Raw genomic sequence first — 25,339 nt, 5'->3', positions numbered from 1 at the left:
GTTCAGCTTCCCTGATTGATCAGACGCATGGGACTTTGATTGACCACTGCTCGGGTACCGAGAGCGCCGGCCATGCCGATCAATAGTGCACCGGCCAACGGAACCAATAGCCACAGTAGCCAGTGGGGGCGCCATTCCAGATCCAGCGCAAAGCGGTACAGCAGCAGGGTGATGAACTCGGCTGCGGCAATCGCCAGTAACCCGGACAAGGCTCCGAGCAGGGCGAATTCCAGACGGTTGGCCTGCCGCAGCAATGATTTGCGGGCGCCCAGTGTGCGCAACAGCGCCCCTTCATACAGTCGCGTATCCAGCGTTGCCTGCAAGGACGCAAAGAGCACGGTAAAGCCGGCCAGCAATACGAATATCAACACATATTCCACCGCCAGCGTGACCTGCGAAAGGATGTCGCGGATCTGCTGCAGGATGGCTTCGACCTCAAGCAATGTCATCGCCGGAAATGCTCGCACCAGTTCGCGCAGGTCTTCGCGGCGCTCGGTGGGCAGGCTGAAACTGGTCAGTAGCGTGGCGGGTGCATCGTCGAGCGTGCCGGGGGAAAAGATCATGAAGAAGTTCGGCGTGAAATTATCCCACTCGACTTCACGGATGCTGGTAACCGGCGTCTCGATGACCATGCCTGCGATGACAAAGGTCAACACATCACCGAGGCCAACGCCAAGATTGTCCGCCAGTTCCGCCTCGATCGAGACTCTGGGCGTGCCGTCCTGCGGCAGCTGATTCCACCACTGTCCCTCACGCAGGTCGTTGTCCGTCGGTAATTCTGCCGACCAGGTCAAACTCAGATCACGATTGATTGCGCGCTCGGCCTGGGTTTCCTTGGTGACCCGCTGGCGAACCGGCTCCCCGTTGATCTCGGTCAGCCGCCCCGGGGTGATGGGGTATAGCGGGGCGGCAACCGCGCCGATTTCATCCAGCTTCGCGCGGAAGCCCTGTTCTTCGTCGGGCAGGATATTCATGGCGAAATGATTGGGCGCATCATCAGGCAACTGAGCCTGCCAGGCATCAAGCAGTTCGGTACGCAGAATGAGGATGACCACCATGGACATCATGATCAGGCCGAACGCCAGAACCTGCCCGGCAGCAACCGTGGGCTGCTTGAGCAGTTGGCCGGTGCCCAGGCGCCACGCCAGGCTGGCGTGGCGTAGCCGCTGGCCGATCAGGCGCAGCAGTAGCCAGGCGAGCAGGCCGAGCAGCAGTGCCGCGACAGCACCACCGAAAACCACCGCGAGGGTAATCTGCAGATTGCCGGTGAATTGCCACATCAGAATGGTCAGCGCGCCAAATGCCAGGCCGTAAATCAGCCAGGCACTGCTGGGCAAGGGCGCGAGATCGCGTCGCAGAACGCGCAACGGGGCAACCTGGCCGAGGCGTAGCAGGGGCGGCAAAGCAAAGCCAGCCAGGCCAATCAGGCCAGTGGCTGCGCCAACCATCAGGGGCTTCAGGCCCACGCCAGGCAGGTTGGGCGGTAACAGATCACGCAGTACCAGCACCAATCCCCATTGCATCAGCCAACCCAGCGCCAAGCCGATCAGCGTGGCGAACAGACCGATAACGGCCAGCTGGATGGTGAAGATAGTCATGACGCGGCGCCGGCTCGCACCCATGGAGCGGAGCAGGGCGCTGGTGTCGAAATGTCGGGTGGCGAAACGGCTGGCCGACAAGGCGACTGCTACGCCGGCGAGGACCACGGCGGCTATGCTGGCGATGCCAAGGAACTGACTGGCACGGTCCAGCGCATTACCGATGCGCCGGTTATCGTCGCCGACCGTGGTCAGTCGTTGATTGGCCTCCAGGCGCGGCGTTACCCATTGGCGGTAGGCAGACTGCGCTGCTTCGCTCCCGCTGAGTAACAAACGGTAGCGCTCCCGACTGCCCGGCTGGATGACCCGCGTGGCCTCCAGGTCCTCGAGGTTCATCAGTACGCGCGGGTTGAGGCTGTAAAAATCACCCGCGCGATCCGGTTCATGGGTCAGTAACGCGCCGATACGCAGATCGCTGTAGCCGACCTCCAGCGTGTCGCCCGGCTCCAGGCCGAGGATGGTCAGCAGGCGTGCTTCTATCCATACCTCACCGGGTGTTGGAATGCCGTCAGGCACGCGTTCAGCACCAAACAGCTCATCGCTGATGCGCACCTGCCCGCGCAACGGGTAGCCGGGGCCGACCGCCTTGATGCTGGACAGCTGCATCTCGTTCTCGCTCGCCGTGACGCTGGCGAACTCGACGATGTCAATGTGCTCAAGGCCAAGCTGCTGCGCCTGCTGGAGGAAAGCGTCGGGCAAGGGCGCGCGTGAGGACACTACCATGTCCGCCCCAAGGAACTCCGCGGCGCGACTGACCATGCCGCGTTGCAGTCGGTCGGTAAAAAAGCTGATCGCCGTGCTTACCAGTACCGCTATGACCAGTGCCAGAATCAGCACGCGCAATTCGCCAGCTCGCCATTCGCGGGCGAGCAAGCGGGTTGCCAGCGGGATGCTGTGGCCGTTCATGCCACCGGCTCCAGCAGACGGCCGGCCTCCAGTTGCAGTGCCGATTCGCAGCGTTCTGCCAGGCGCTGGTCGTGGGTGACCATCACCAGCGTCGCGCCCTGTTCGTGGTTAAGCTGAAAAAGGAGATCCGTAATACGCTGACCGGTACCGGCATCGAGGTTGCCGGTCGGCTCGTCCGCAAACAGGATGTCGGGCTCGCTGGCGAATGCCCGGGCTATCGCCACCCGTTGTTGTTCGCCACCGGACAGCTGGTTTGGGTAATGTGTGGTCCGCTGACCCAGACCTACCCGGTCGAGCAGTTGAGCAGCGCGCTCGCGTGCGTCCTTGCGACCATGCAGTTCCAGCGGCAGCATGACGTTCTCCAGGGCGGTCAGGCTGGCCAGCAGCTGGAAGGACTGGAATACAAAACCGACATGTTGCGCGCGCAGCGCGGCCCGTTGGTCTTCATCGAGGGAGCCCAGCGCCTGGCCGGCCAGCGTCACCTCGCCCGTCGTTGGCAGATCCAGTCCGGCGAGGAGGCTGAGGAGGGTGGATTTGCCCGAGCCGGAGGCACCGACAATCGCCACACTGCTGCCGCGTTCAATACTCAAGCTGAGGTCGTCGAGAATGGTCAGCTCTGCTTCCGAGCTACGGACGACTTTGCTAAGGTGACGGGCGATTATCACGCTTTCGGACATGGTGGATGCCTTATGAAGTTTCTGAAGAGATGCCTGGCTACCTGCCTGTTTTGTCTGCTTGCATTCCCTGCAGCGGCGGCCCAGAACATACTGATTGTCGGCGATAGTATCAGTGCCGCTTTCGGTCTGGAAATCGAGCAAGGCTGGGTCGCGCTCCTGCAGGAGCGCCTCCGCGAGCAAGGCTATCCGCATCAGGTGGTCAATGCCTCGGTCAGCGGTGACACCACGGCCGGCGGTCACGCCCGTTTACCGGCGCTGCTCGATAAACATCAGCCCGAGCTGGTGGTGATTGAGCTGGGCGGCAACGATGGTCTGCGTGGATTGCCACCCACGCAAATGAAACAGAACCTTTCCGCAATGGTGAGCAAGGCGCGCGATGCAGGTGCGGACGTGGTGCTGCTCGGTATGCGCATCCCACCCAACTACGGCGTACGCTACACCCGTGCCTTCGAGCAGGTGTTTGCTGACATACAGGGCGAGCAGAATATCCCGCTGATGCCATTTTTCCTGGCTGACGTCGCCGAGGTAGCGGATCTGATGCAATCGGATAGAATTCACCCGACTGCCAAGGCGCAGCCGACATTGCTGGAGAATGCCTGGCCATTGATCAAGGCCTGGCTGGACCAGCAGTAGCATACGGCGGTAAACAAGGACGACGTTGATCGTTGTCCTGTCGAGATCGAATCCCTAATCAGTACGGCGCACGGCACGAGGAGAGCAGTTTGGTGATGTGGAATGGACAGCAGGCAAGGCAATGTGGCGTATCGCCGGAAGGGTCCTCTGGCCTGTGCTCTGTGCTGTCTGCATGGCGGATCTGCCAATGATTGCGCGGGGCGGAGTGTCGCTGTCGTGGATGGCCAGACGCTGGTGCGTGGTTGAGCAGGACGAGCAACGCGACCTGTTTGTGAGTGATCCCTGGCATCAGCATCTGGTAGATATCAATATGCGCCTGGACGTGCCACGTGAACGCACCCTGTGCGGTGATCTGCTACCGTCGCGGCCGGCCTACCGGGAGTTGAGCAGGACATTGCTGAAAGGCTTGTGCCCTGATTGCGTGGCGCTGGCGCACAGCATGCGTGGCGGCAAGCGCCCTTCGGCCGCACGCAAGCCCAGCGGACCGTTCGAGACCGGCCAGTTCGAACTCTACGCGGCGTCTGGAGCCTGAAGCGATGGGAGCGTCCTCCAGAATATTAGCTTGCGCCACGCTGATCGCCTGTCTGGGCAACAGCGGTGCGCAAGCCGCCGAATATCCGCTTACGGCACCGGAGCAGACATTGATCGGGTCGGTGTATGAGGTGGCTACGCGCTACGAAGATACCTTCGCTGCGCTGGGCGACGAGCACGGGTTCGGTCAGCTTGAACTGATAGCGGCTAATCCGGGCATTGATCCCTGGCTACCCGGCGAAGGACAGGATGTGATCATGCCTGGCCTGCACGTGCTTCCCGCTGCGCCGCGGGAAGGCATCGTCGTTAACCTGCCCGAGTACAGACTGTATTTTTATCCTCCTGAGGGTGGAAAAGTCGTGACCTACCCGGTGGGCATCGGTCGCGAAGGCTGGTCGTCGCCGATAGGCGAAACCCGTGTCGCGCGCAAACAGGCCAACCCGTCATGGTACCCGCCCAAATCGATCCGGGAGGAACACGCCGCCGAGGGGGACTTTCTACCGGAGGTGGTGCCGCCAGGGCCGGACAATCCAATGGGTCCGTTCAAGATGAATCTGGCGATGAGCGGTTATGTCATTCATGGTACCAACAAGAACTACGGCATAGGCATGCGCGTCAGTCATGGTTGCTTCCGGATGCGCAACGAAGATATCACTCAGTTGTTCCCCCAGGTTGCGCTGAACACCGAGGTCCGCATCATCAACCAGCCGTTCAAGCTGGGTGAGCGAGACGGAGAGTTGCTGCTTGAAGTCCATACGCCGCTCGACGAGCACGGTCTGCCGTCGGCACTGGACCGTCAAGGTGCGATTCAGGGCCTGCTTGATGAACGTGCTGAGATGGTGCGCAACTACCGGCTGGACTGGACCGCCATCCGGGATGCCGTGTACGCAGAGGAAGGTATTCCGAGGGTGATCGGAACGGCGTTGAATTAGCCAGGCAGTGGCAGTGGCAGGTCCGGACCGGGCCTGCCACCGAAGCGCTGACGCTTACTTGCGGCTGGTACGATCAAGCATCCGCAGCGCGCGTTCGTTCGCTTCGTCTGCTGTCTGCTGGGCACGTTGGGCAGCGGTCAGAGCTTCTTCGGCCTTGGCATAGGCTTCATCGGCGCGTGCCTGGGCACGGTTCACCGAGCTTTCGTTCTGGGACAGGCGCGAAGAGGTTTCTTCGTACTGTTTGTTGTTGCTGGCGCAACCGGTTGCCAGCAGGGCGGACAATGCTACGGCGGAGATGGTGAGTACTGATTTCATATTTTTACCCTCGTTTGAGTTGGTTCCTTACTTCGCCAGTGATTCTAGCAGATCACAGCTAAGTTCCATTGATCCAGAGCATTAGGGTCTGTTCCCGCTTCATCGCGGCCGCGACGGAGGCCCGTTTGGTGCAGAGCAAGGCGCGAAGAGCGAAGTTTGGTTGTTCCAAATGAGCGACGAGTAACGCAGTGCTGCGCTAAACGGGCCCTGTCCCTTCGGGTTGCGTTTCAAATGACGCCATGCGGCGTTGCGAGACTTGGCAAGGGAGCAACCATTGCCTGCGTCCCGCGCCTGGCCTGGCGTCATTTGAAACAGCAACGCGGCTCGCGATGAAACGGGAGCAGACCCTAGGCACTTATAACTGCAGTTCAGCCGCGTGAATAATCAGTGTTCCGTATCGTGATGCCGGTTATCGTGGCGGCCAGAATAATACAACCAAGGAATGTTCATGCTGGGTAATTTCGGTCTTCTCCTCGGTCTGGGCCTGTTGATTTTCATGGCACTGCGCGGCGTCAATATCTTTATCGCATCGATTGTCTGTTCGCTGGTCGTTGCCGTGACCAATGGCATGCTGATCCCCAGGACCCTTCTGGAGCATTATCCCGCCGGACAGCTCGGGGCCTTCACTTTTGCCGGGCGGTTCTTTCTGCTGTTCCTCTGCGGCGCCATCTTCGGCAAGGCGATGGCGACCAGCCAGGCGGCCAAGAGCATTGCGCTGGCCATCACCCGCAGCCTGGGCACCAGGCACACCTTACTGGTGGGGATGATTGTCTGTGCGCTGCTGACCTACGGCGGCGTGGTGGTATTCGTCGTGGTGTTCACCATGTACCCGCTGGGTATCACGCTGATGCGTGAAGCCAATCTGCCAAAACGCCTCTGGGCTGCAGCTACCTCTGTTGGTGCGGGCACCTTCACCATGACGGCGCTGCCGGGTACTCCGTCGATCCACAATGTCATTTCCGCCAGTTCGCTGGGCACGGACCTGTTTGCCGGCGGCTGGATCGGTATTTTTGCTGCGCTGATCATGGCTGGATTGGGTATGTGGTATGTCGAGCGCGGCTGGAAGGTTGCCCGCGCCAATGGAGAGGGCTTCGTGGAGAACGCTCAGGATCGCCGTATGGAGCAGCTGATCGGCGATCCGAATGATGCGCCGCCGTGGCACCTGGCGCTGGTGCCGATGGTCGTTGTGCTGGGTGTCATCATGCTGCCGCGCCTGTTGATCGGCATGGCAGACTGGTCGGAGAGTGAAAGCTGGTTTGCCGAAGCCCTGCGCTTCAGCCAGGCCCAGCCCATCATCTGGCCAAGTATGGCGTTGATCATTGGTTCGCTGGTGTGCATCGTGCTGTTCCCGAGCATGCGTCGCAAGATCGCTCAAGTCTTCGGCCAGGGCGCTGAGGACTCGATCATGCCGCTGTTCAACACTGCAGCGGTGATCGGTTTCGGTGGAGTAGTTACCCAGACTGCGGGTTTCGGTGAGTTCGCCCAGTGGATTCTTGGCGCGGACCTTCCGCCACTGCTGTCCGTGTTTGCCTCTGCCAGCGTGGTCTCCGGCATCGTCGGCTCGTCCACTGGCGGGTTGCAGATATTCATGCAGACGCTGGCGCCGCACTATCTGGAAATGGGCATTCAGCCTGAGATACTGCATCGTATCGCTGCGATTGCATCCGGTGGCTTCGACTCGCTGCCACATTGTGGAGCGGTGATTGCCACTTTTGTCATCATGGGGTTGTCACACAAGGAAGCCTACAAGGATATGTTTGTCGTGACCGTAGCGATCCCGGTAATAGCCTGCCTGTCGGCGATCGGCTTACTGATGCTGCTTGGAATGGGGTAGGGCATGTTAAAACAGGTGGTTGCTCCGAGACGTCTAAACCGGTACTTTTGACGTCAAAATGGCGTTTCGGATGAATTTTTCCGTCAGTAAAATGTCATTTGTTATTCGCGGCTGTACGTCCACCCGCCAGGAGACCAATAATAATGAGCACTGACAACCGCATCGTGCACGACCCGGAGCGCCAGCAGTTCTACACCATCGTCAACGGCGCGCGTGCCTATCTGGCGTACATGGATCTGGGCAAGCAAACGCTGGATATCTATCGTACGTTCGTGCCCGATTCCCTGCGCGGGCAGGGCGTCGCCGCGCAACTGACCGAGCATGCTCTACAGTACGCACGTATACGCGGTTACGAGGTGATCCCTTCATGCTCCTATGTTGAACGCTATATGGAGCGCCAGGCGGTCGGAAAATCGGATACTGGCTGATGCGTATGCTGTCATAAAAAACCCGCCTTGCCGGCGGGTTTTTTTGTTTCTTCAGTGCGCTGGATGTTTCAGGCCCCTGGCCCGTCAGAGCTTAGCCACGCTGGCGTTCAGGCAGAACATCCTTCAGCTTGTGGTGCATGTTGCGAATGCTTTTGACCGTGGTATCCCAGTCAATACAGGCATCGGTGACCGACACGCCGTACTTCAGGTCTGCCAGATCGGGCGGAATCGACTGGTTACCCCAGTTGATATGGCTCTCCACCATCAGCCCGATAATCGAATTGTTGCCTTCAAGGATCTGGTTGGCGACGTTCTCCATTACCAGCGGCTGCAGTCCCGGATCCTTGTTCGAGTTGGCATGGCTGCAATCGATCATGATGTTGGTCGGGACACCGGCTTTCTCCAGTTCCTGCTCGCACAGCGCCACGCTGACCGAATCGTAGTTGGGTTTGCCATTGCCGCCACGCAGCACGACATGACCGTACTGGTTGCCCTTGGTCGTAACGATCGAGCATTCCCCGGCCTGATTGATGCCCAGGAAGCGGTGCGGGCTGGATACCGATTGCAATGCATTAATGGCAACAGCCAGGCCACCATCGGTACCGTTCTTGAAGCCGACGGCACAGGACAGGCCAGAGGACATTTCCCGGTGGGTCTGGGACTCGGTGGTGCGCGCGCCAATAGCTGACCAGGAAATCAGATCCTGAAGGTACTGGGGAGAAATCGGGTCGAGTGCTTCGGTAGCGGTAGGCAGGCCCATCTCGGTGAGGTCGCGCAACAGCTGCCGGCCGATGTGCAAACCATCCTCGATCTTGAAGCTGTCGTCGAGGTAGGGGTCGTTGATCAGGCCTTTCCAGCCAACAGTGGTGCGTGGCTTCTCGAAATAGACGCGCATGACCAGATACAGGGTGTCGCCGACTTCCTCTGCCAATTCCTTCAGGCGTCGGGCATAGTCCTTCGCGGCGTCGACATCATGAATCGAGCAGGGCCCGATGACGATGAACAGTCTATGGTCCTTGCCGTCGAGGATGTCACGGATCACCTGGCGGCTTTCCACAACGGTTTTCTGCGCGGCTTCGGTCAAGGGGATCTTGGCCTTGAGGTCGGCAGGCGTGATCAGTACTTCGTTCGAAGCAACGTATAAGTCATCAATAGGTAAGTCGGCCATCTTCCTTCCTGAACATGTCATAGAGACTGTCAACCGGACAGCCTTGCAAAGAATGTGCGTCAGCTTAATCAACGTAGCCTTTGCCGGCTACCCCGCGTCGTTGCATCGCTTCGATAAAGGGTGTCAATCAGCTACGGCGCCTATGATAAACCTTTTCCGACGGACCTTTGTCGCCCGCATGACTGTTTTCCGCGGTCGGTGCCCCTATCATGGTCATCTCGGATATGCTTACCAACCCCAGACAGTGGAGCTCAGAGGATTCTTATGCAGAACAAACCGCGTATCGGCATCATCGGCACCGGAGCGATTGGAGGCTTTTATGGCTTGATGCTCGCCAGGGGCGGTCATGACGTGCATTTTCTGCTGCGCAGTGAGTACCAGGCGGTCGTCGAGAAGGGCATTACTGTACACAGCATGGTTCACGGTGACATGACGCTTGATCCGGTTCAGGCGTATCGCGACGTTGCCGAGATGCCCGCCTGCGATTGGCTGTTGATCGGCGCCAAGGCCACGGCAAATGAAGAGCTTGCGCCGATTATCGCGCAGGCCGCGGCTGACGGCGCCAAGGTCATCCTGCTGCAGAATGGCTTGAACAACGAAAGCCTGCTGCGCCCCATGCTGCCCGACAATATCCATCTCATCGGCGGCATGTGCTACGTGTGCCTGTTCCGCGAAGAGCCGGGCGTGATCAACCATCAATTCAATGGCCAGATTGACCTCGGCTACCATTCCGGCCCCGCCGATGAGGCCGCGGCCGCAGCGATAATCAGCGAAGCCGCCGAGCTGTTCAAAAGCTCCGGCGTAAAATCACGCGAGATGGAAAACGTGGATGCGGCGCGCTGGCACAAGCTGGTCTGGAACCTGCCATTCAACGGAATGCACGTGGTGCTGAATGCCGGGACCCGTGATCTGCTAGGGAATCCATCCAGCCACAAGCTGATACGCGACATGATGTCCGAGGTTGTCGCGGTGGCTGGCGCCTGCGGCTGCGAAATCCCCGGGGATTTCCCTGACAAGCTGCTTTACGGAACATCCAAGATGCCCGATTACCACGCCAGCATGTACCATGACTGGCTGCACAAGCGCCCCATGGAGCTCGACCTCATGTACGGTGAGCCTCTGCGCATAGCGGCCGAAGTGGGTATCAGCATGCCTAGGACTGAAGCCCTGCTGGCCATGCTTGAATTCATCCAGGCTGGCTATCTTGAAGACTGACACAACCGGAACGAACTGATGGCGGCCCTGCTCGGCGACAAATTGGTGATAGCGATTTCCTCTCGGGCTTTGTTCGATCTGGATGAGAGTCACCGGGTCTACGAGCAGGAAGGCCTGGAAGCCTATCGGCAATACCAGATTGCCCGGGAGGATACTCCGCTGGAACGGGGGGAGGCCTTTGGTCTGGTCGAGAAGCTGCTACGCATCAATACCTTGCTGGAAGGCGATACCCGGGTCGAAGTCGTCTTGCTGTCACGCAACAGCGCTGATACGGGGTTGCGCATCTTTAACTCCATCCAGCATTACCAGCTGGATATCACCCGGGCCGCCTTTGCCGGCGGACGCAGCCCCTACACCTATATTCCGGCTTTTGGCTGTCACCTGTTTCTTTCCACCCATGCCGAGGATGTGCGCAGCACGCTGGAAGCAGGTTTCGCCGCTGCAACCATTCTGCCCTCTGGTATTCGCCGTGAAACCGGTAATGAATTGCGCATCGCCTTTGACGGTGATGCGGTGCTGTTCTCTGATGAATCCGAGCAGGTATTTCAACGTGAAGGCCTGGCTGCGTTTCAGGCCAGCGAGCTCGCGGCTGCGCGCCAGCCACTCGGTGGCGGGCCGTTCAAGCCCTTTCTGGCAGCGCTGAATCGCATTCAGACCGAATTTGCTACTACAGATTGCCCGATCCGCACTGCGTTATTCACCGCACGCAGTGCGCCGGCCCACGAGCGGGTGATCCGCACGCTGCGCGAATGGGATATCCGTCTGGACGAATCATTATTTCTGGGTGGTCTGGACAAGACGCATTTTCTGCGTGCCTTTGGTGCCGATCTGTTCTTTGATGACCAGGAAGGCCATTGCCGCAAGGCGGTCAGTTCTGTTCTGACAGGCCATGTACCCCACGGGATAAGCAATCCGAAGCGCTGAACCCCGACCAACGGTGTCTCCGTTCGTCCCGACTTGCCGAACCTGTCAGCAACATATGGTCTAACCTGAGATCAAAACCCGCTAAGATGGTTATAAAGCTGCGGCGGTGCGGCGCGTAACGGGACAGGGGATACCATGAAACTGCAACAATTGCGTTACATCTGGGAAGTGGCTCACCACGACCTCAATGTTTCCGCAACGGCTCAGAGTCTTTACACCTCGCAGCCAGGCATCAGCAAGCAGATACGTCTGCTCGAGGATGAGCTTGGCGTGGAAGTGTTTTCCCGCAGCGGCAAGCATCTCACCCGCGTCACGCCCGCAGGCGAGCGTATCATCGCCACGGCCGGAGAAATACTGCGCAAATGCGACAGCATCAAGCAGATTGCCCAGGAGTTCAGTAACGAGCGCAAGGGCACCTTGACCCTCGCCACCACCCACACCCAGGCGCGTTATGCCTTGCCGCCGGTGATCAGCGGCTTCATCAAGCGTTATCCCGATGTCGCCTTGCATATGAACCAGGGCACGCCGGTGCAGATCTGCGAGATGACAGTCAATGGTACGGCTGACTTTGCCATTGCCACCGAGGCACTCGAACTGTTCTCGGATATGGTGATGATGCCCTGCTATCGCTGGAACCGCTGCGTCATTGTCCCCAAGGGTCATCCACTGGCAGATATCGGAGAGCTGACCCTGGAAGCGCTGGCCGAGTATCCGCTGGTCACTTACGTGTTTGGCTTTACCGGGCGCTCCAAGCTGGACGAGGCGTTCAGTAACAAGGGGCTGGAGGCGAAGGTCATCTTCACCGCGGCCGATGCCGATGTGATCAAGACCTATGTCAGGCTTGGATTGGGGGTGGGTATCCTGGCTGGTATGGCGGTGGATACCGAGCAGGACGCGGATCTGGTGCGCATTGATGCGAGCAAGTTGTTCGAATCCAGCGTAACCAAAATAGGCTTCCGCAAGGGGACGTTCCTGCGCGGCTTCATGTACGACTTCATTGAAGCCTTCGCCCCGCACCTGACCCGCGAGCGCGTGGAGCAGGCCCTGGAGTGTTCCAACAAGGCCGAGGTTGAGCAGTTATTTCAGGATGTTGAATTGCCGGTGCGCTAAGACAAGCTGGAAGCTTAAGGCTGGAGGCCAGAAGGGTGAGGCCGGAGTTGTTGGTTGGTTTTTCTGTGTTCGTTCGTGCGGCGAAGGAGCAATATCTGGGAGAGCTCCTCCCACCTACGACGCGTGGCATGGGGTGCTGGGAGGTTCGAGCACCAGCTCGTACCAAGCCAGCCGGCCATGCGGAGCTGCGGCGAACCCTATATGAGGTAACAGCGATGTGGAGTTGCTGCGAATCTGGCGTAGCGCAGGCGCGCTACACCCCCAGGGATGGTTAGCTCCGGTGGAAACCTACCATCAACCCCAATCTCACCCTTCCAGCTTCCAGCTTCCAGCTTCCAGCTGCTATGACGAAATCAGCCCTTGGCAATCAGATTCCCACCATGCAACCCGCATTCCTTTTGCGTGGCTTCTTCCCACCACCAGCGGCCTTCGCGCTCATGCTGGTTCGGCAATACTGGCCGGGTGCAGGGCTCGCAGCCGATGCTGACAAAGCCGCGTTCGTGCAGGCTGTTGTAAGGGATTTCCAGCATGCGGATGTAATTCCAGACGTCTTCGCTGCTGTAATTTGCCAGCGGATTGAATTTGACCAGCGAGCGCCCCGGTCCGCTGAAGCCGGTGTCTGCTTCGATAACCGGTACGTTAGTACGTGTCGGGCTCTGATCCTTGCGCTGACCGGTAATCCAGGCGTCAACACCGGCAAGTTTACGGCGCAGCGGTTCAATCTTGCGGATACCACAGCACTCTTGATGACCACTTTCGTAGAAATCGAACAGGCCTTTCTCACGCACGTAAGCGTCCAGCTTGTCCCGGTCAGGGGAGAGCACCTCAAGCTGAATGCCGTAATGCTTGCGGACCTGCTCAAGGAACCGGTAGGTCTCGGCATGCAGACGGCCAGTGTCCAGCGTGAAGACCTTGATGTCAGGGTTGATCTTCCAGGCCATATCCAGCACGACAATGTCATCCGCGCCGCTGAATGACAGCCACAGATCATCAAAGCTATCGATAGCCAGTTTCAGTATCTGCTGTGGTGACTTGCCGGCGTACTCGTCTGCCAGCGCAATGGGGTCGAAGGTTTCGTTTAGCATCAGGCTCTCCAGGCTCGGCATTGGCGATCTGCCGTTTCGCGGAAGTCTAACAAAGCCCGCTTAGATCATCGCCTTGTATTTGGTTATATTTTTAACGCTATACGGTTATAAGCGTAAGCGACCCAGGCTGCTTCGGCATTGCGCAGGGGCACGCTTGGCGGTAGATTGTGGCGCCAATTCAACTACCCAACGTCCCAGGAGTGCTGTGTGGAAATCGCTTGCCTTGATCTCGAGGGTGTTCTAGTCCCGGAAATATGGATCGCCTTTGCTGAAAAAACCGGTATCGCCGAGCTCAGGGCGACCACACGGGATATTCCCGACTACGACGTGCTCATGAAGCAGCGGCTGCGAATTCTGGACGAACACGGACTGAAACTGTCCGACATCCAGGAAGTGATCGCAACGCTCCAGCCGCTCGAAGGGGCTGCCGAGTTCGTTGACTGGCTGCGCGAACGCTTCCAGGTCGTGATCCTCTCGGACACCTTTTATGAGTTTTCGCAGCCGCTGATGCGTCAGTTGGGCTTCCCGACGCTGCTGTGCCACAAGCTGGTGACAGACGACTCCGGTCGTGTGGTGGATTATCAATTGCGACAGAAGGATCCCAAGCGTCAGTCGGTCATTGCGCTGAAAAGCCTGTATTACCGCATCATAGCTGCCGGCGACTCGTACAATGACACCACCATGCTGGCAGAAGCCCATGCGGGCATTCTCTTCCATGCGCCGGATAATGTGATTGCCGAGTTCCCGCAGTTCCCCGCTGTGCAGACCTTTGAAGACCTGAAAAAGGAATTCATCAAGGCGTCCAATCGTTCGCTGAGTCTTTAATCTCTGATTGGCGGGCCTCTGGGGCCGGGTCCGGACTCGTCTATGGGTTTAGTGTGTTCGAAGCGCTGGCGTAGCGCAGGCGCACTACACCCCCAGATCTGCAAGGCGCGATGGGATTGGTGAGCGTCTGGGGCCGGGTTCGGACTCGTTTACGGATTTAGTGTGTTCGAAGCGCTGGCGTAGCGCAGGCGCGCTACACACCGAGGCTACGCCAGCGCCTCCATCAACACCCGCACCTTGGTCAGCGTCTCCTGATACTCCGCCTCGACTTCGGAATCGGCCACGATGCCGCCGCCGCCCCAGAGATATAGCCTGTCGTCCTGGTGGACCAGGCTGCGGATACTGATATTCAGATCCATCTGACCTTCGCAACCGATGTAGCCGATGCTGCCGCAATACAGGCTGCGTCGAACCGGCTCCAGTTCTTCAATAATCTGCATGGCGCGAATCTTGGGCGCGCCGGTGATGGAGCCGCCGGGGAAGGCACCAGCCAGTAGATCGAGTGCATCGGTTTCAGGCGCGAGTTGGCCGGTCACACTGCTGACCAGGTGATGCACGTTAGGATAGGTTTCCAGACCAAACAGCTCGGGCACCCTGACGCTGCCCACCGCACAGGTGCGGCCGAGGTCGTTGCGCAGCAAATCCACAATCATCAGATTTTCTGCCTGATCCTTGGAAGACATCAACAGTTCTTCAGCCAGGGCTCGATCCTGCTCCGGGGTGGCGCCGCGCTTGCGTGTTCCCTTGATGGGCCTGGTCTCGACCTGGCCGTCCCGGCAACTGAGAAATCGCTCCGGGGAATGACAGAGGATGCTGAAGTCAGGGCTTTCCAGATAGGCGGAAAACGGAGTAGGGCAGGCGTTGCGCAATCGCTGATACGCCGCCAGCGGATCGCCCTGGCAGCTCGCAGAGAAGCGCTGCGCCAGATTCACCTGATAGCAATCACCGGCATGGATGTAATCCTGAATGCGTTCGAATGAGCGCTGGTATTCCTGTCTGCTTTGCTCTGCCTGGAAGGGTGTCGCCAGATGAAAGCCGGTGTGATCTGCAAGGCCTGCGGTGGCCAATCGATCAAGGAGTTCGCCGCGGAGGCTGGACTCGATACATGGGTGGCATGCCAGCCAGCTGCGTTGTTGCTGGTGATCGCTGATCAGGCTCCAGCCATATATACCCAACTGCAGCGCCGGAAGCTGAATGTCCGCCTGAGCATTGGCCGGTAGTCGTTCCAGCAGACGGGCGAAATCGTAACTGATAAATCCCAATGCACCGGCGCCGAACGGCAATTCCTGGCCTTCAGGCCATCGGGCAGCACCCAGGTCATGTAGCGCGCTGCGGACGCGGTCAAGTATCGCTCCCCCCGACTCGTGCTGAGCAGGGCGAATGATGCGGATCGGACCGGCAGACATGATGCTGTAGCGACCTGTCTGCCCCCCGGCTGCGGCTGAGTCCAGCAGAACCGGGTGACCGAGGGAGCGGATCGCGGCGAACCCTGGCAAAGGGTCCGCCGCATAGGGCAGTTCAGTTAATGTGTAATGCACGACAGGGGTTCGTTCAGGAGGATGCCTGTTCGTTGGTTTCAAGCTCTTCGGTTGCGGCCGGGATCGGGCTGCCGAAATGCTTTTGAGAAAACGCCATGCGCTCCTCGGCGCTTTCTACCTTGCCGTCCTTGGCGAGCTCAGCGATGCGCCGTTCCACCGCATGACAGCGATGGGTAAGGCCCGCATCGTTGGCGATCTGGATGTTCAGACCCGGGCGCGCATTGAGTTCCAGAATCAGCGGACCCTGATCCTGGTCAAGCACCAGATCGACGCCGATGTATCCCAGACCCGACAATTCAAAGCAGGAGGTCGCTAGCCGCATGAAGCCGTCCCAGTCGGGTAGCTGGACGCCGTCCACCGCATTGGTAGTGTCCGGATGCTTGCTGATCTTGTTGTTCAGCCAGGTGCCCTTGAGGGTGATACCGGTGGTCAGGTCCACACCGACCCCAATTGCACCCTGGTGCAGGTTGGCCTTGCCGCCGGACTGACGGGTCGGCAAGCGCAACATCGCCATTACCGGATAGCCCATCAGTACGATGATGCGTATATCCGGCACGCCTTCGTAACTGATGCTCTTGAAAATCGGGTCCGGTTTGACGCGGTACTCGATCAGCACCCGGTCCCGGTGGCCCCCGAGCGAGTACAGGCCGGAGAGGATGCTGGAGATGTGATGGCCGATCTCTTCCTCGGTAACAATCTTGCCGCCGACGGTCTTGTAACGGCCCTCGAAGCGATCGCCAATGACCATGATGCCGTCACCGCCGGCGCCCTGCGCCGGCTTGATGACAAAATCCCGGTAGGGGGCGACGATCTTCTCGAAGCGATCGATATCCTTCTCGGTTTCGATCACGCCGTACATCTCAGGAACATGAATGCCTGCGGCAATAGCGCGTTCCTTGGTCAGGATCTTGTCGTCCACAACCGGATACAGGTGGCGCTGGTTGTACTTCAGTACGTAATCCGCGTTGCGTCGGTTAATGCCCATGACGCCATTCGCCTTGAGCGTTTTCCAGGTTTTCCAGAAGAACATGCGTTTCTCCTCAGCCCTGTTTCGTCAGCGCTTTAAAACGCATCAACTCGGTTAGCCGGTAGCCACGATAACGTCCCATGGCAAGCATGAAGCCAACCAGCACCAGCAGTATCGCCGGGAAGGTAAAGACGAAATAGGCCAGTGGCGGCACAGTCATCAGCAGATGCGCGAGCGTCGCAGCGATGATCGTTCCCAGTGCTACCTTGAACGAATGACCACCGCCGCGCTCTTCCCAGTTGATTGACAGGCGCTCAATGGTCATGGTCAGAATCACCATCGGGAACAACGAAACAGACAGGGCGCGTTCAATGCCCAGCTTGTGACTGAACAGACTGATTCCGGCGATGACCAGCACGACGAAAGTCAGAACGATAGACAGTCGCGGCAGCATTTGTAGCTTCAAGTGTTCGAGATAGGAACGCAGCGACAGGCCCAGAGCGGTGATCAGGGTGAACAGCGCAATACCCCAGCCAACCTGGGTTTCACGGAAGGCGAGCGAGATCAATACCGGGGTAAAGGTGCCGAGCGTCTGGATGCCGATCAGGTTGCGCAGAATCAGAATCACCAATACGCCAACCGGAATCATGATCATCACCCGGTAGACTTGCTGAGCGTGCAGCGGCAGGCCGTAGAGGGAATACTCCAGCAGCGCCGAGGTGCCATTGTCCGAGCTCATCTGAGCGAGGCGCAACGCGTTCATTTCGCTGTTGGTGATGGTGACGCTGACGCGACCCTGACGGCCGCCTTCCAGGTTGAACATTGGCGCCTGACCGGTCCACCAGACCATGCGGTTATCCGGAATGCCCTGTTGTCCGGTCTCTGGGTGGAAGTACAGCCAGCGATCGCCGTTGTGGCTGCGCAACCACAGTTCCGGCTCCTGGTTAGGTGTGCTTTCCAGGCGAATGGTGCGCACCAGCTCCAGCGGGATGCGCGCATTGGATAGCAGAATGTCGATCACGCGCGCCTTGTCCAGCACAGTGTCGCCGCTGCCCATCAGGAGTCTGACATTATCGTCGGTGGTGTCATTGACGCGGCGAATGGCCTCGGCAATAAAGGTTTCGATGTCCGCCGAATGCTGGCGGATTGGATCAACCAGCGCGTCTGCAGCGACCTGTTCCGGTCCTTCCAGCACGATGGGTACGCGTGGGGCCGGGGGCGGTGCCTCAACTTCATCCGGGCTGTAGCGCTTGGTCAGCACCAGGCGGTAGTACAAGGTCTGTGGACCGTTTGCCCGCCGCGCAGACCAGGTCACGCGCCGGTTGCCGTCTACCTGACCGATGCTGACGCCGTAGTTATTGGAAATGAAGCTCTCGTTGAGGCTGGTGTAGTCCTGATTGAGAGGCGGGATGAACATCTGCGCCTTGACCGGAACGCCTTGCACTGCCTGAAATTCCAGCCGGGCGTCGAGACTCCAGATATCGTCTGTCTCGTCTTCGGTTACCGGGATCTCCAGAAAATAGATCTGGTAACCGGTAATCAGCAACCCAAGGCTGACAAGTATGGCGATTAGAATTTTTAGATGAAGATTGATCGAATGCATTGGTGTTCCCGGTAAGTTTAGAACAGTGCAGCTCACTCACTACAGGCAGGACGGGCGGCGGCAAGCAGGACCGCATCTTAGCACGCCTGTGGACGCTTCCTAGTGGGGCGGCTAAACAGGCGTTTGAGACAATATTTATGCGTCAAACTGCGGATTGTTGACAATCCATGTGCCTGGCTGCAGTATTGCTCACATAAAGCGCCCGAAAACGCAGATAAATTTCACAGGTTGTCAACAATTGTCCGAATCATTGAGTGTTTCACCTGCCATGACCCTGTCCGACGGTGCCTTCCAGCGCATCCAGACGGCGATCGTCAAAGGTGAAATCCCACCCGGCACGCGCATCAGCGAACAGTACCTCTCCAATACCTTCGGTATCAGCCGGGGGCCTCTGCGCGAAGCTATACGTCGCCTGGAAGGTCGCCGCCTTGTGGTGCGTGTGCCTCATGCCGGGGTCAGGGTGGTTGCGCTGGAATACGCCGAGCTGATCGAGCTGTATCACGTTCGCGAAGCGCTGGAAGGAATGGCCTGCCGGCTGGCTGCGGAAAACATGACCGAACAGGAAATCGAGGGGCTACGCGAGGTACTTGCCACCCACGAAAAACACAGTGGGCTCAAGGCCAACGAGTCCTACTATCAGCAGGAAGGTGATCTGGATATCCACTACGTGATTATCCAGGGCAGCAAGAACAAAACGCTCAGCGACATGTTATGTGGCGACCTGTATCACCTGGTCCGGATGTACCGCTACAAGTTTTCTTCCACGCCCAAGCGTCCGCAACAGGCATTTGCCGAACACCACAGAATCATTGAAGCCATCGCCGATCGCGATGGTGAACTCGCGGAAATGCTGATGCGCCGTCATATCAGCGCCTCACGCCGCAACATTGAGCGTCGTATGCAACAACAAACGATGCTTTCACTTCCTCAGGAGGGACAGTCTGATGTCTAAAACACCCGGTCAGAAATTCCGCGACGCGGTAGCCGAAGAACATCCGTTACAGGTGGTTGGCGCCATCAATGCCAACCATGCACTGCTGGCGAAACGCGCCGGCTTCAAGGCTATCTATCTGTCGGGTGGTGGTGTTGCCGCCGGCTCGCTGGGTCTGCCGGATCTGGGCATTACCGGACTGGATGATGTGCTGACGGACGTGCGCCGCATCACTGATGTCTGCGACCTGCCGCTACTGGTCGACGTCGACACCGGCTTCGGCTCCAGCGCCTTCAACGTCGCGCGTACGGTCAAGTCGATGATCAAATTCGGCGCGGCGGCGATTCATATTGAAGACCAGGTCGGCGCCAAGCGCTGCGGCCACCGCCCGAACAAGGAAATCGTCACCCAGCAGGAGATGGTTGACCGGATCAAGGCAGCCGTGGATGCGCGTACGGATGACAGCTTTGTGATCATGGCGCGCACCGACGCGCTGGCTGTCGAAGGTCTGGAATCTGCGCTGGAGCGTGCGGCGGCTTGTGTTGAGGCGGGCGCCGATATGGTTTTCCCGGAGGCCATTACCGAGCTGGACATGTACAAACTGTTTGCGTCCAAGGTTAACGCGCCGATTCTGGCTAACATTACCGAGTTCGGCTCGACACCTTTATATACCACTGAAGAACTGGCTTCGGCCGATGTGTCCCTGGTGCTGTATCCACTGTCGGCATTCCGCGCCATGAACAAGGCCGCCGAGAACGTCTACACCACACTGCGCCGCGAAGGCACGCAGAAGAATGTCATCGATACCATGCAAACTCGCATGGAGCTGTACGATCGCATCAACTATCACGAGTTCGAGCAGCACCTCGACGCGCTGTTCGCCGCCGGCAAGAAGTAAATCAAATTTATCTGCCCCGCCTGCGGGGCAGATGCACAAAGACAAGAACGCCCTACAGGGTCAGACGAGGAGATCTCCGCGATGAGCGATACCCCTGAAACCACCGCACCGACTTTCAAGCCAAAAAAATCCGTCGCACTGAGCGGCACCGCCGCTGGTAACACAGCGCTCTGCACCGTGGGCCGCAGCGGCAATGATCTGCACTACCGTGGCTACGACATCCTGGATGTCGCCACCACTTGCGAGTTCGAGGAAATTGCTTACTTGCTGGTACATGGCAAGCTGCCTAACGCCGCCGAACTGACCAGCTACAAGACCAAGCTGAAAGCGTTGCGCGGTCTGCCTGCTGCGGTTAAAACTGCCCTGGAGCAGTTGCCACCTTCTGCTCACCCGATGGATGTGATGCGCACCGGTGTCTCCATCCTCGGCTGTATGGCCCCGGAAAAGGATGACCACAACCATCCGGGCGCGCGTGATATCGCCGACAAGCTGATGGCCTCGCAGGGTTCAATGTTGTTGTACTGGTATCACTTCAGTCACAACGGCAAGCGTATCGATGTGGAAACCGATGATGATTCCATCGGCGGTCACTTCCTGCATTTGCTGCATGGCGAGAAGCCGCGCGAGTCCTGGGTGCGCGCCATGCACACCTCGCTGATTCTGTATGCGGAACATGAATTCAACGCTTCGACCTTTACCGGTCGGGTAATCGCCGGTACCGGTTCGGACATGTTCTCCTGCATTGCCGGCGCCATCGGTGCGCTGCGTGGGCCGAAGCACGGTGGTGCCAACGAGGTTGCCTTTGAGATCCAGAAGCGCTACGACACACCGGACGAGGCTGAGGCCGACATCCGCGCCCGGGTCGAGAAGAAGGAAGTGGTTATCGGCTTTGGTCACCCGGTGTATACCGTGTCCGATCCGCGCAACGACGTGATCAAGGAAGTCGCCCGGGATCTGTCGGCGGAGCAGAGCAATACCAAGATGTTCGACATTGCCGAGCGCCTGGAAAGCGTCATGTGGGAAATCAAGAAGATGTTCCCCAACCTCGACTGGTTCAGCGCCGTCAGCTATCACATGATGGGCGTGCCCACTGCCATGTTCACGCCACTGTTCGTGATCGCGCGCACTTCGGGCTGGTCCAGCCATGTCATTGAGCAACGTATCGACGGGAAAATCATTCGCCCGAGCGCCAACTATGTTGGTCCGGAGGATCTGAAATTCGTCCCGTTGAAGGATCGCACCTAAATGAATACCCAATACCGCAAGCCTTTACCGGGCACTGATCTGGATTATTACGACACCCGCGCGGCCGTCGAAGAAATCCAGCCTGGGTCCTATGACAAATTGCCCTATACCTCCCGGGTGCTGGCTGAACAGCTGGTGCGTCGTTGCGAGCCGTCGATGCTCACCGATGCGCTGAAGCAGCTGATAGAGCGTCGGCGCGACCTGGATTTCCCGTGGTATCCGGCGCGTGTGGTCTGTCACGACATCCTCGGGCAGACAGCGCTGGTGGATCTGGCCGGTCTGCGTGATGCCATCGCCGAAAAGGGCGGAGATCCGTCTCTGGTCAATCCGGTGGTGCCGACTCAGCTGATCGTTGACCACTCGCTGGCGGTGGAGCACGCCGGCTTCGATAAGGATGCCTTCGAGAAGAACAGAACCATCGAAGACCGCCGTAATGAGGACCGTTTCCACTTCATCGAGTGGACCAAGACCGCATTCAAGAATGTCGACGTGATCCCCGCTGGTAACGGCATCATGCACCAGATCAACCTGGAGAAGATGTCGCCGGTGATCCAGTCGCGCGATGGCGTGGCGTTTCCGGACACCTGTGTCGGCACCGATAGCCACACCCCGCATATCGATTCACTGGGCGTGATCGCAGTTGGCGTCGGCGGCCTGGAAGCCGAAACGGTCATGCTGGGCCGTCCCTCCATGATGCGCCTGCCGGATATCACTGGCGTCAAGCTGACCGGCAAGCGTCAGCCAGGCATCACGGCAACGGATATCGTGTTGGCGATTACCGAGTTCCTGCGCCAGGAACGGGTGGTGGGTGCCTACGTGGAGTTCTTCGGTGAAGGTGCCAACAGTCTGACCATCGGCGACCGTGCGACCATCTCGAACATGTGCCCGGAGTACGGTGCGACGGCAGCGATGTTCTATATCGACAAGCAGACCACTGACTATCTGACCCTGACCGGGCGCGAGCCGGAGCAGGTGGCGCTGGTTGAACATTATGCCAAGACCACCGGTCTCTGGGCCGATGCGCTGGTCACCGCTGAATATGAGCGGGTGCTGGAATTTGATCTGTCCACCGTGGTACGCAACCTCGCCGGTCCGTCCAACCCGCACCGCCGCCTGCCCACATCGGCATTGAGCGAACGTGGAGTCGCGGTCGATCTGGACAAGGCCCGCGCCGAGGAGGCCGAAGGGCTGATGCCGGATGGCGCGGTTATCATCGCTGCCATTACCAGCTGTACCAACACCTCCAACCCGCGCAACGTGGTCGCGGCCGGTCTGTTGGCGAAAAAGGCCAACGAGCTTGGGATGGTGCGCAAACCCTGGGTGAAAAGCTCCTTCGCACCAGGCTCCAAGGTAGCCAGGCTGTATCTGGAGGAGGCTGGGCTGCTATCAGAAATGGAGAAGCTCGGATTCGGCATCGTGGCCTACGCCTGTACTACCTGTAACGGCATGTCCGGTGCGCTTGATCCGAAGATCCAGCAGGAAATCATTGATCGCGATCTGTACGCCACTGCGGTTCTGTCGGGCAACCGCAACTTCGACGGGCGTATTCACCCTTATGCCAAACAGGCCTTCCTGGCGTCGCCGCCGCTGGTCGTGGCTTACGCCATTGCCGGTACAGTACGCTTCGATATCGAGCGCGACGTGCTGGGTCAGGACCAGAACGGCAATCCGGTGACGCTGAAGGATTTGTGGCCGAGCGACGAAGAAATTGATTCAATCGTTGCTTCGAGCGTAAAGCCGGAACAGTTCAAGCAGGTCTACATTCCGATGTTCGACCTGGGCACCATCACCGAAGCGGAGAGCCCGCTGTACGAGTGGCGTCCGCAGTCGACCTATATCCGCCGTCCGCCTTATTGGGAAGGTGCGCTGGCGGGCGAACGGTCCCTCAAGGGTATGCGTCCGCTGGCGATCCTGCCGGACAACATCACCACTGACCACTTGTCACCCTCGAATGCGATCATGATGGACAGTGCTGCCGGTGAGTATCTGCACAAGATGGGGTTGCCGGAGGAAGACTTCAATTCCTACGCGACTCACCGCGGTGATCACCTGACGGCACAGCGCGCCACCTTCGCCAATCCCAAGTTGTTCAACGAAATGGTGTTGGATGATCAGGGCAACGTGAAGCAGGGCTCGCTGGCGCGGGTCGAGCCGGAGGGCAAGGTCATGCGCATGTGGGAAGCAATCGAAACCTACATGGAGCGCAAGCAGCCGCTGATCATCGTCGCTGGCGCTGACTACGGGCAGGGCAGCTCACGTGACTGGGCAGCTAAAGGTGTACGCCTGGCCGGGGTTGAGGCGATTGTTGCGGAAGGCTTCGAGCGTATCCATCGCACCAACCTGATTGGTATGGGCGTGTTGCCGTTGGAGTTCAAGCCCGGCACCACGCGCAAGACGCTGGAGCTGGACGGTACCGAAACCTACGACGTGCTCGGTGAATGGACACCTCGTGCCGAACTGACGCTGGTGATCAGTCGTCGTAACGGCGAGCGCGTCGAGGTGCCGGTCACCTGCCGCCTGGACAGCAATGAAGAGGTGCTGATCTACGAGGCCGGTGGCGTGCTGCAGCGTTTCGCTGAGGACTTCCTGGCCGAAACCGTAGACGCGGTTTAAGCGACTACGGCTTAAGGTGTTCTCCTCCCCGCGAGATGGGGAGGAGGATGCTGGCTCGATACCCTTCCAATGTCCGGAGTCTGGATACATGACCCACGTTCCCCAAATCAGAATTCCCGCTACCTATATGCGTGGCGGCACCAGCAAAGGCGTGTTTTTCCGTCTGCAGGATTTACCCGAAGCAGCGCAAAAACCCGGCTCGGCCCGGGACAAACTGTTGATGCGCGTCATTGGCAGTCCTGATCCCTATGCCAAGCAGATAGACGGCATGGGCGGTGCTACGTCCAGTACCAGCAAAACGGTGATTCTGGCCAGGAGCACCCAGCCTGATCACGATGTGGATTACCTGTTCGGTCAGGTATCCATCGACAAGCCGTTCGTTGACTGGAGCGGCAACTGCGGCAACCTGTCTGCGGGGGTAGGCGCCTTTGCCATTGCCAGCGGACTGGTGGACCCCGGCCGCATCCCGCATGACGGTACGGCGGTGGTGCGGATCTGGCAGGCCAATATTGGCAAGAGCATTATTGCGCATGTGCCGATCACCAACGGCGAGGTCCAGGAGACGGGTGACTTCGAGCTGGATGGCGTGACCTTTCCTGCGGCCGAGGTGCAGGTGGAGTTCATGGACCCGGCGGACGGCGAGGGCGCCATGTTCCCCACCGGTAATCTGGTCGATGATCTCGAGGTGCCGGGTCTGGGCACGATCAAGGCAACCATGATCAACTCCGGCATCCCGACGATTTTTGTGAATGCCGAAGATATCGGTTACACCGGGACAGAGCTGCAGGAGGCGATCAACGGCGACGCTGAAGCATTGGCGAAATTTGAGACCATCCGCGCCTTTGGTGCGGTCCGTATGGGATTGATCAAGGATGTTGACGAGGCAGCGAACCGCCAGCATACGCCGAAGGTAGCCTTCGTCGCGAAGCCTGCCGACTACGTGTCATCCAGCGGCAAGCGCGTCTCGGCCAGCGAGATCGACCTGTCGGTTCGTGCACTGTCGATGGGCAAGCTGCACCACGCGATGATGGGTACTGCCGCGGTGGCAATCGGTACCGCCGCAGCGATCCCGGGGACGCTGGTAAACCAGGCAGCCGGTGGCGGCAATCTTACGGCTGTTCGCTTTGGTCATCCCTCAGGCACGTTGCGGGTGGGTGCCGAAGCGACGCAAAACGGAGAAGACTGGACCGTGGTCAAGGCGATCATGAGCCGCAGCGCGCGGGTCCTGATGGAGGGCTGGGTGCGTATTCCCGGGGATACCTTCTGAGCTGAATGGACTGAATAAAGCGGTGCAGGGCCCCTCGCGGGCGTCCTGTCTGGTCGAAGCAACGGCTAATTGCGGTATCGGCTGCAGTGAAATGAA

The 25,339-nt window shown here is 59.0% G+C and carries 22 protein-coding genes; 14 read left to right on the top strand and 8 right to left on the bottom strand.

The window, feature by feature from the left end; all coding sequences use genetic code 11:
- Window positions 1–2: 2 nt before the first annotated feature.
- Window positions 3–2,504: an ABC transporter permease gene (locus G3M63_RS16630; RefSeq protein ID WP_163983818.1), complete on the bottom strand. Its 2,502-nt coding sequence runs from the start codon at window positions 2,502–2,504 to the stop codon at window positions 3–5.
- Entirely contained in the window at window positions 2,501–3,181 is a 681-nt protein-coding gene (locus G3M63_RS16625) for an ABC transporter ATP-binding protein (protein WP_150299038.1), read from the bottom strand. Before G3M63_RS16625 ends, G3M63_RS16630 begins: the two co-directional genes overlap by 4 nt.
- 12 nt (window positions 3,182–3,193) lie before the next feature.
- Here G3M63_RS16625 and G3M63_RS16620 point away from each other — a divergent pair, with 12 nt between their 5' ends.
- The 3 genes from G3M63_RS16620 to G3M63_RS16610 all read left to right on the top strand — a co-directional run bounded on the left by G3M63_RS16620 (window position 3,194) and on the right by G3M63_RS16610 (window position 5,277).
- The gene (locus G3M63_RS16620; protein WP_150299037.1) at window positions 3,194–3,814 is read left to right on the top strand and encodes an arylesterase; all 621 of its coding nucleotides are present in this window, start codon (window positions 3,194–3,196) and stop codon (window positions 3,812–3,814) included.
- Window positions 3,815–3,911: 97 nt separating this feature from the next.
- The gene (locus tag G3M63_RS16615; RefSeq protein WP_150299036.1) at window positions 3,912–4,346 is read left to right on the top strand and encodes a hypothetical protein; all 435 of its coding nucleotides are present in this window, start codon (window positions 3,912–3,914) and stop codon (window positions 4,344–4,346) included.
- Window positions 4,347–4,350: 4 nt separating this feature from the next.
- Entirely contained in the window at window positions 4,351–5,277 is a 927-nt protein-coding gene (locus G3M63_RS16610; protein WP_163983817.1) for a L,D-transpeptidase family protein, read from the top strand.
- 54 nt (window positions 5,278–5,331) lie between these two features.
- On the opposite strand, the gene G3M63_RS16605 is transcribed toward G3M63_RS16610, so the two are convergent.
- Window positions 5,332–5,592, bottom strand: a complete 261-nt coding sequence (locus tag G3M63_RS16605) for an Lpp/OprI family alanine-zipper lipoprotein (RefSeq protein ID WP_150299034.1) — start codon at window positions 5,590–5,592, stop codon at window positions 5,332–5,334.
- Between the two features lie 448 nt (window positions 5,593–6,040).
- Between G3M63_RS16605 and G3M63_RS16600 the strand changes: the two genes are divergently transcribed.
- Both G3M63_RS16600 and G3M63_RS16595 read left to right on the top strand, forming a co-directional pair.
- Window positions 6,041–7,426: a GntP family permease gene (locus tag G3M63_RS16600; protein ID WP_163983816.1), complete on the top strand. Its 1,386-nt coding sequence runs from the start codon at window positions 6,041–6,043 to the stop codon at window positions 7,424–7,426.
- Between the two features lie 143 nt (window positions 7,427–7,569).
- A complete protein-coding gene (locus G3M63_RS16595) occupies window positions 7,570–7,854 on the top strand; it encodes a GNAT family N-acetyltransferase (protein ID WP_150299032.1) in 285 nt (94 codons plus the stop codon).
- 91 nt (window positions 7,855–7,945) lie between these two features.
- Here G3M63_RS16595 and G3M63_RS16590 read toward each other — a convergent pair whose 3' ends face one another.
- Complete coding sequence (locus G3M63_RS16590) at window positions 7,946–9,022, bottom strand: 3-deoxy-7-phosphoheptulonate synthase (protein WP_150299031.1); 1,077 nt, start codon at window positions 9,020–9,022, stop codon at window positions 7,946–7,948.
- Window positions 9,023–9,286: 264 nt separating this feature from the next.
- Between G3M63_RS16590 and G3M63_RS16585 the strand changes: the two genes are divergently transcribed.
- The 3 genes from G3M63_RS16585 to cysB all read left to right on the top strand — a co-directional run bounded on the left by G3M63_RS16585 (window position 9,287) and on the right by cysB (window position 12,271).
- Window positions 9,287–10,237 (top strand): putative 2-dehydropantoate 2-reductase, encoded by a 951-nt coding sequence (locus G3M63_RS16585; RefSeq protein ID WP_163983815.1) that lies wholly within the window; start codon window positions 9,287–9,289, stop codon window positions 10,235–10,237.
- Between the two features lie 18 nt (window positions 10,238–10,255).
- Window positions 10,256–11,161 (top strand): 5'-nucleotidase, encoded by a 906-nt coding sequence (locus G3M63_RS16580; RefSeq protein WP_163983814.1) that lies wholly within the window; start codon window positions 10,256–10,258, stop codon window positions 11,159–11,161.
- Between the two features lie 135 nt (window positions 11,162–11,296).
- Window positions 11,297–12,271, top strand: a complete 975-nt coding sequence (gene cysB / locus G3M63_RS16575; RefSeq protein ID WP_150299028.1) for an HTH-type transcriptional regulator CysB — start codon at window positions 11,297–11,299, stop codon at window positions 12,269–12,271.
- 353 nt (window positions 12,272–12,624) lie between these two features.
- Here cysB and G3M63_RS16570 read toward each other — a convergent pair whose 3' ends face one another.
- Window positions 12,625–13,356, bottom strand: coding sequence for a phosphoadenylyl-sulfate reductase (locus G3M63_RS16570; protein WP_163983813.1), 732 nt, complete (start codon window positions 13,354–13,356; stop codon window positions 12,625–12,627).
- 207 nt (window positions 13,357–13,563) lie between these two features.
- Between G3M63_RS16570 and thrH the strand changes: the two genes are divergently transcribed.
- The gene (thrH, locus tag G3M63_RS16565; protein WP_150299026.1) at window positions 13,564–14,181 is read left to right on the top strand and encodes a bifunctional phosphoserine phosphatase/homoserine phosphotransferase ThrH; all 618 of its coding nucleotides are present in this window, start codon (window positions 13,564–13,566) and stop codon (window positions 14,179–14,181) included.
- Window positions 14,182–14,387: 206 nt separating this feature from the next.
- Here thrH and pabB read toward each other — a convergent pair whose 3' ends face one another.
- The 3 genes from pabB to G3M63_RS16550 are packed head-to-tail and all read right to left on the bottom strand — an operon-like array spanning window position 14,388 to window position 18,289.
- Entirely contained in the window at window positions 14,388–15,719 is a 1,332-nt protein-coding gene (gene pabB / locus G3M63_RS16560) for an aminodeoxychorismate synthase component I (protein WP_163983812.1), read from the bottom strand.
- A 13-nt stretch (window positions 15,720–15,732) separates the two neighbouring features.
- Window positions 15,733–16,749, bottom strand: coding sequence for an alpha-L-glutamate ligase-like protein (locus G3M63_RS16555; protein ID WP_150299024.1), 1,017 nt, complete (start codon window positions 16,747–16,749; stop codon window positions 15,733–15,735).
- 10 nt (window positions 16,750–16,759) lie between these two features.
- Window positions 16,760–18,289, bottom strand: coding sequence for an inactive transglutaminase family protein (locus tag G3M63_RS16550; RefSeq protein WP_150299023.1), 1,530 nt, complete (start codon window positions 18,287–18,289; stop codon window positions 16,760–16,762).
- Window positions 18,290–18,557: 268 nt separating this feature from the next.
- Here G3M63_RS16550 and G3M63_RS16545 point away from each other — a divergent pair, with 268 nt between their 5' ends.
- The 5 genes from G3M63_RS16545 to prpF all read left to right on the top strand — a co-directional run bounded on the left by G3M63_RS16545 (window position 18,558) and on the right by prpF (window position 25,243).
- Window positions 18,558–19,241, top strand: a complete 684-nt coding sequence (locus G3M63_RS16545; RefSeq protein ID WP_150299338.1) for a GntR family transcriptional regulator — start codon at window positions 18,558–18,560, stop codon at window positions 19,239–19,241.
- Window positions 19,234–20,118, top strand: coding sequence for a methylisocitrate lyase (gene prpB, locus G3M63_RS16540; protein ID WP_163983811.1), 885 nt, complete (start codon window positions 19,234–19,236; stop codon window positions 20,116–20,118). Before G3M63_RS16545 ends, prpB begins: the two co-directional genes overlap by 8 nt.
- A gap of 81 nt (window positions 20,119–20,199) precedes the next feature.
- Window positions 20,200–21,363, top strand: coding sequence for a 2-methylcitrate synthase (gene prpC, locus G3M63_RS16535; RefSeq protein WP_150299021.1), 1,164 nt, complete (start codon window positions 20,200–20,202; stop codon window positions 21,361–21,363).
- On the top strand, window positions 21,364–23,976 hold the full coding sequence (gene acnD / locus G3M63_RS16530; RefSeq protein WP_163983810.1) for a Fe/S-dependent 2-methylisocitrate dehydratase AcnD: 2,613 nt from the start codon (window positions 21,364–21,366) through the stop codon (window positions 23,974–23,976). It begins immediately after the preceding gene.
- 88 nt (window positions 23,977–24,064) lie between these two features.
- The gene (prpF, locus tag G3M63_RS16525; RefSeq protein ID WP_163983809.1) at window positions 24,065–25,243 is read left to right on the top strand and encodes a 2-methylaconitate cis-trans isomerase PrpF; all 1,179 of its coding nucleotides are present in this window, start codon (window positions 24,065–24,067) and stop codon (window positions 25,241–25,243) included.
- The last annotated feature ends 96 nt before the right edge of the window (window positions 25,244–25,339 follow it).

Origin of the sequence: Pseudomonas sp. OIL-1 (assembly GCF_010669185.1) — a bacterium.
In the GTDB taxonomy this organism is placed as follows: Bacteria; Pseudomonadota; Gammaproteobacteria; order Pseudomonadales; family Pseudomonadaceae; genus Halopseudomonas; species Halopseudomonas profundi.
Note: the sequence above shows the minus strand (reverse complement) of the source record. Positions and strands in the feature narration are given on the sequence as shown.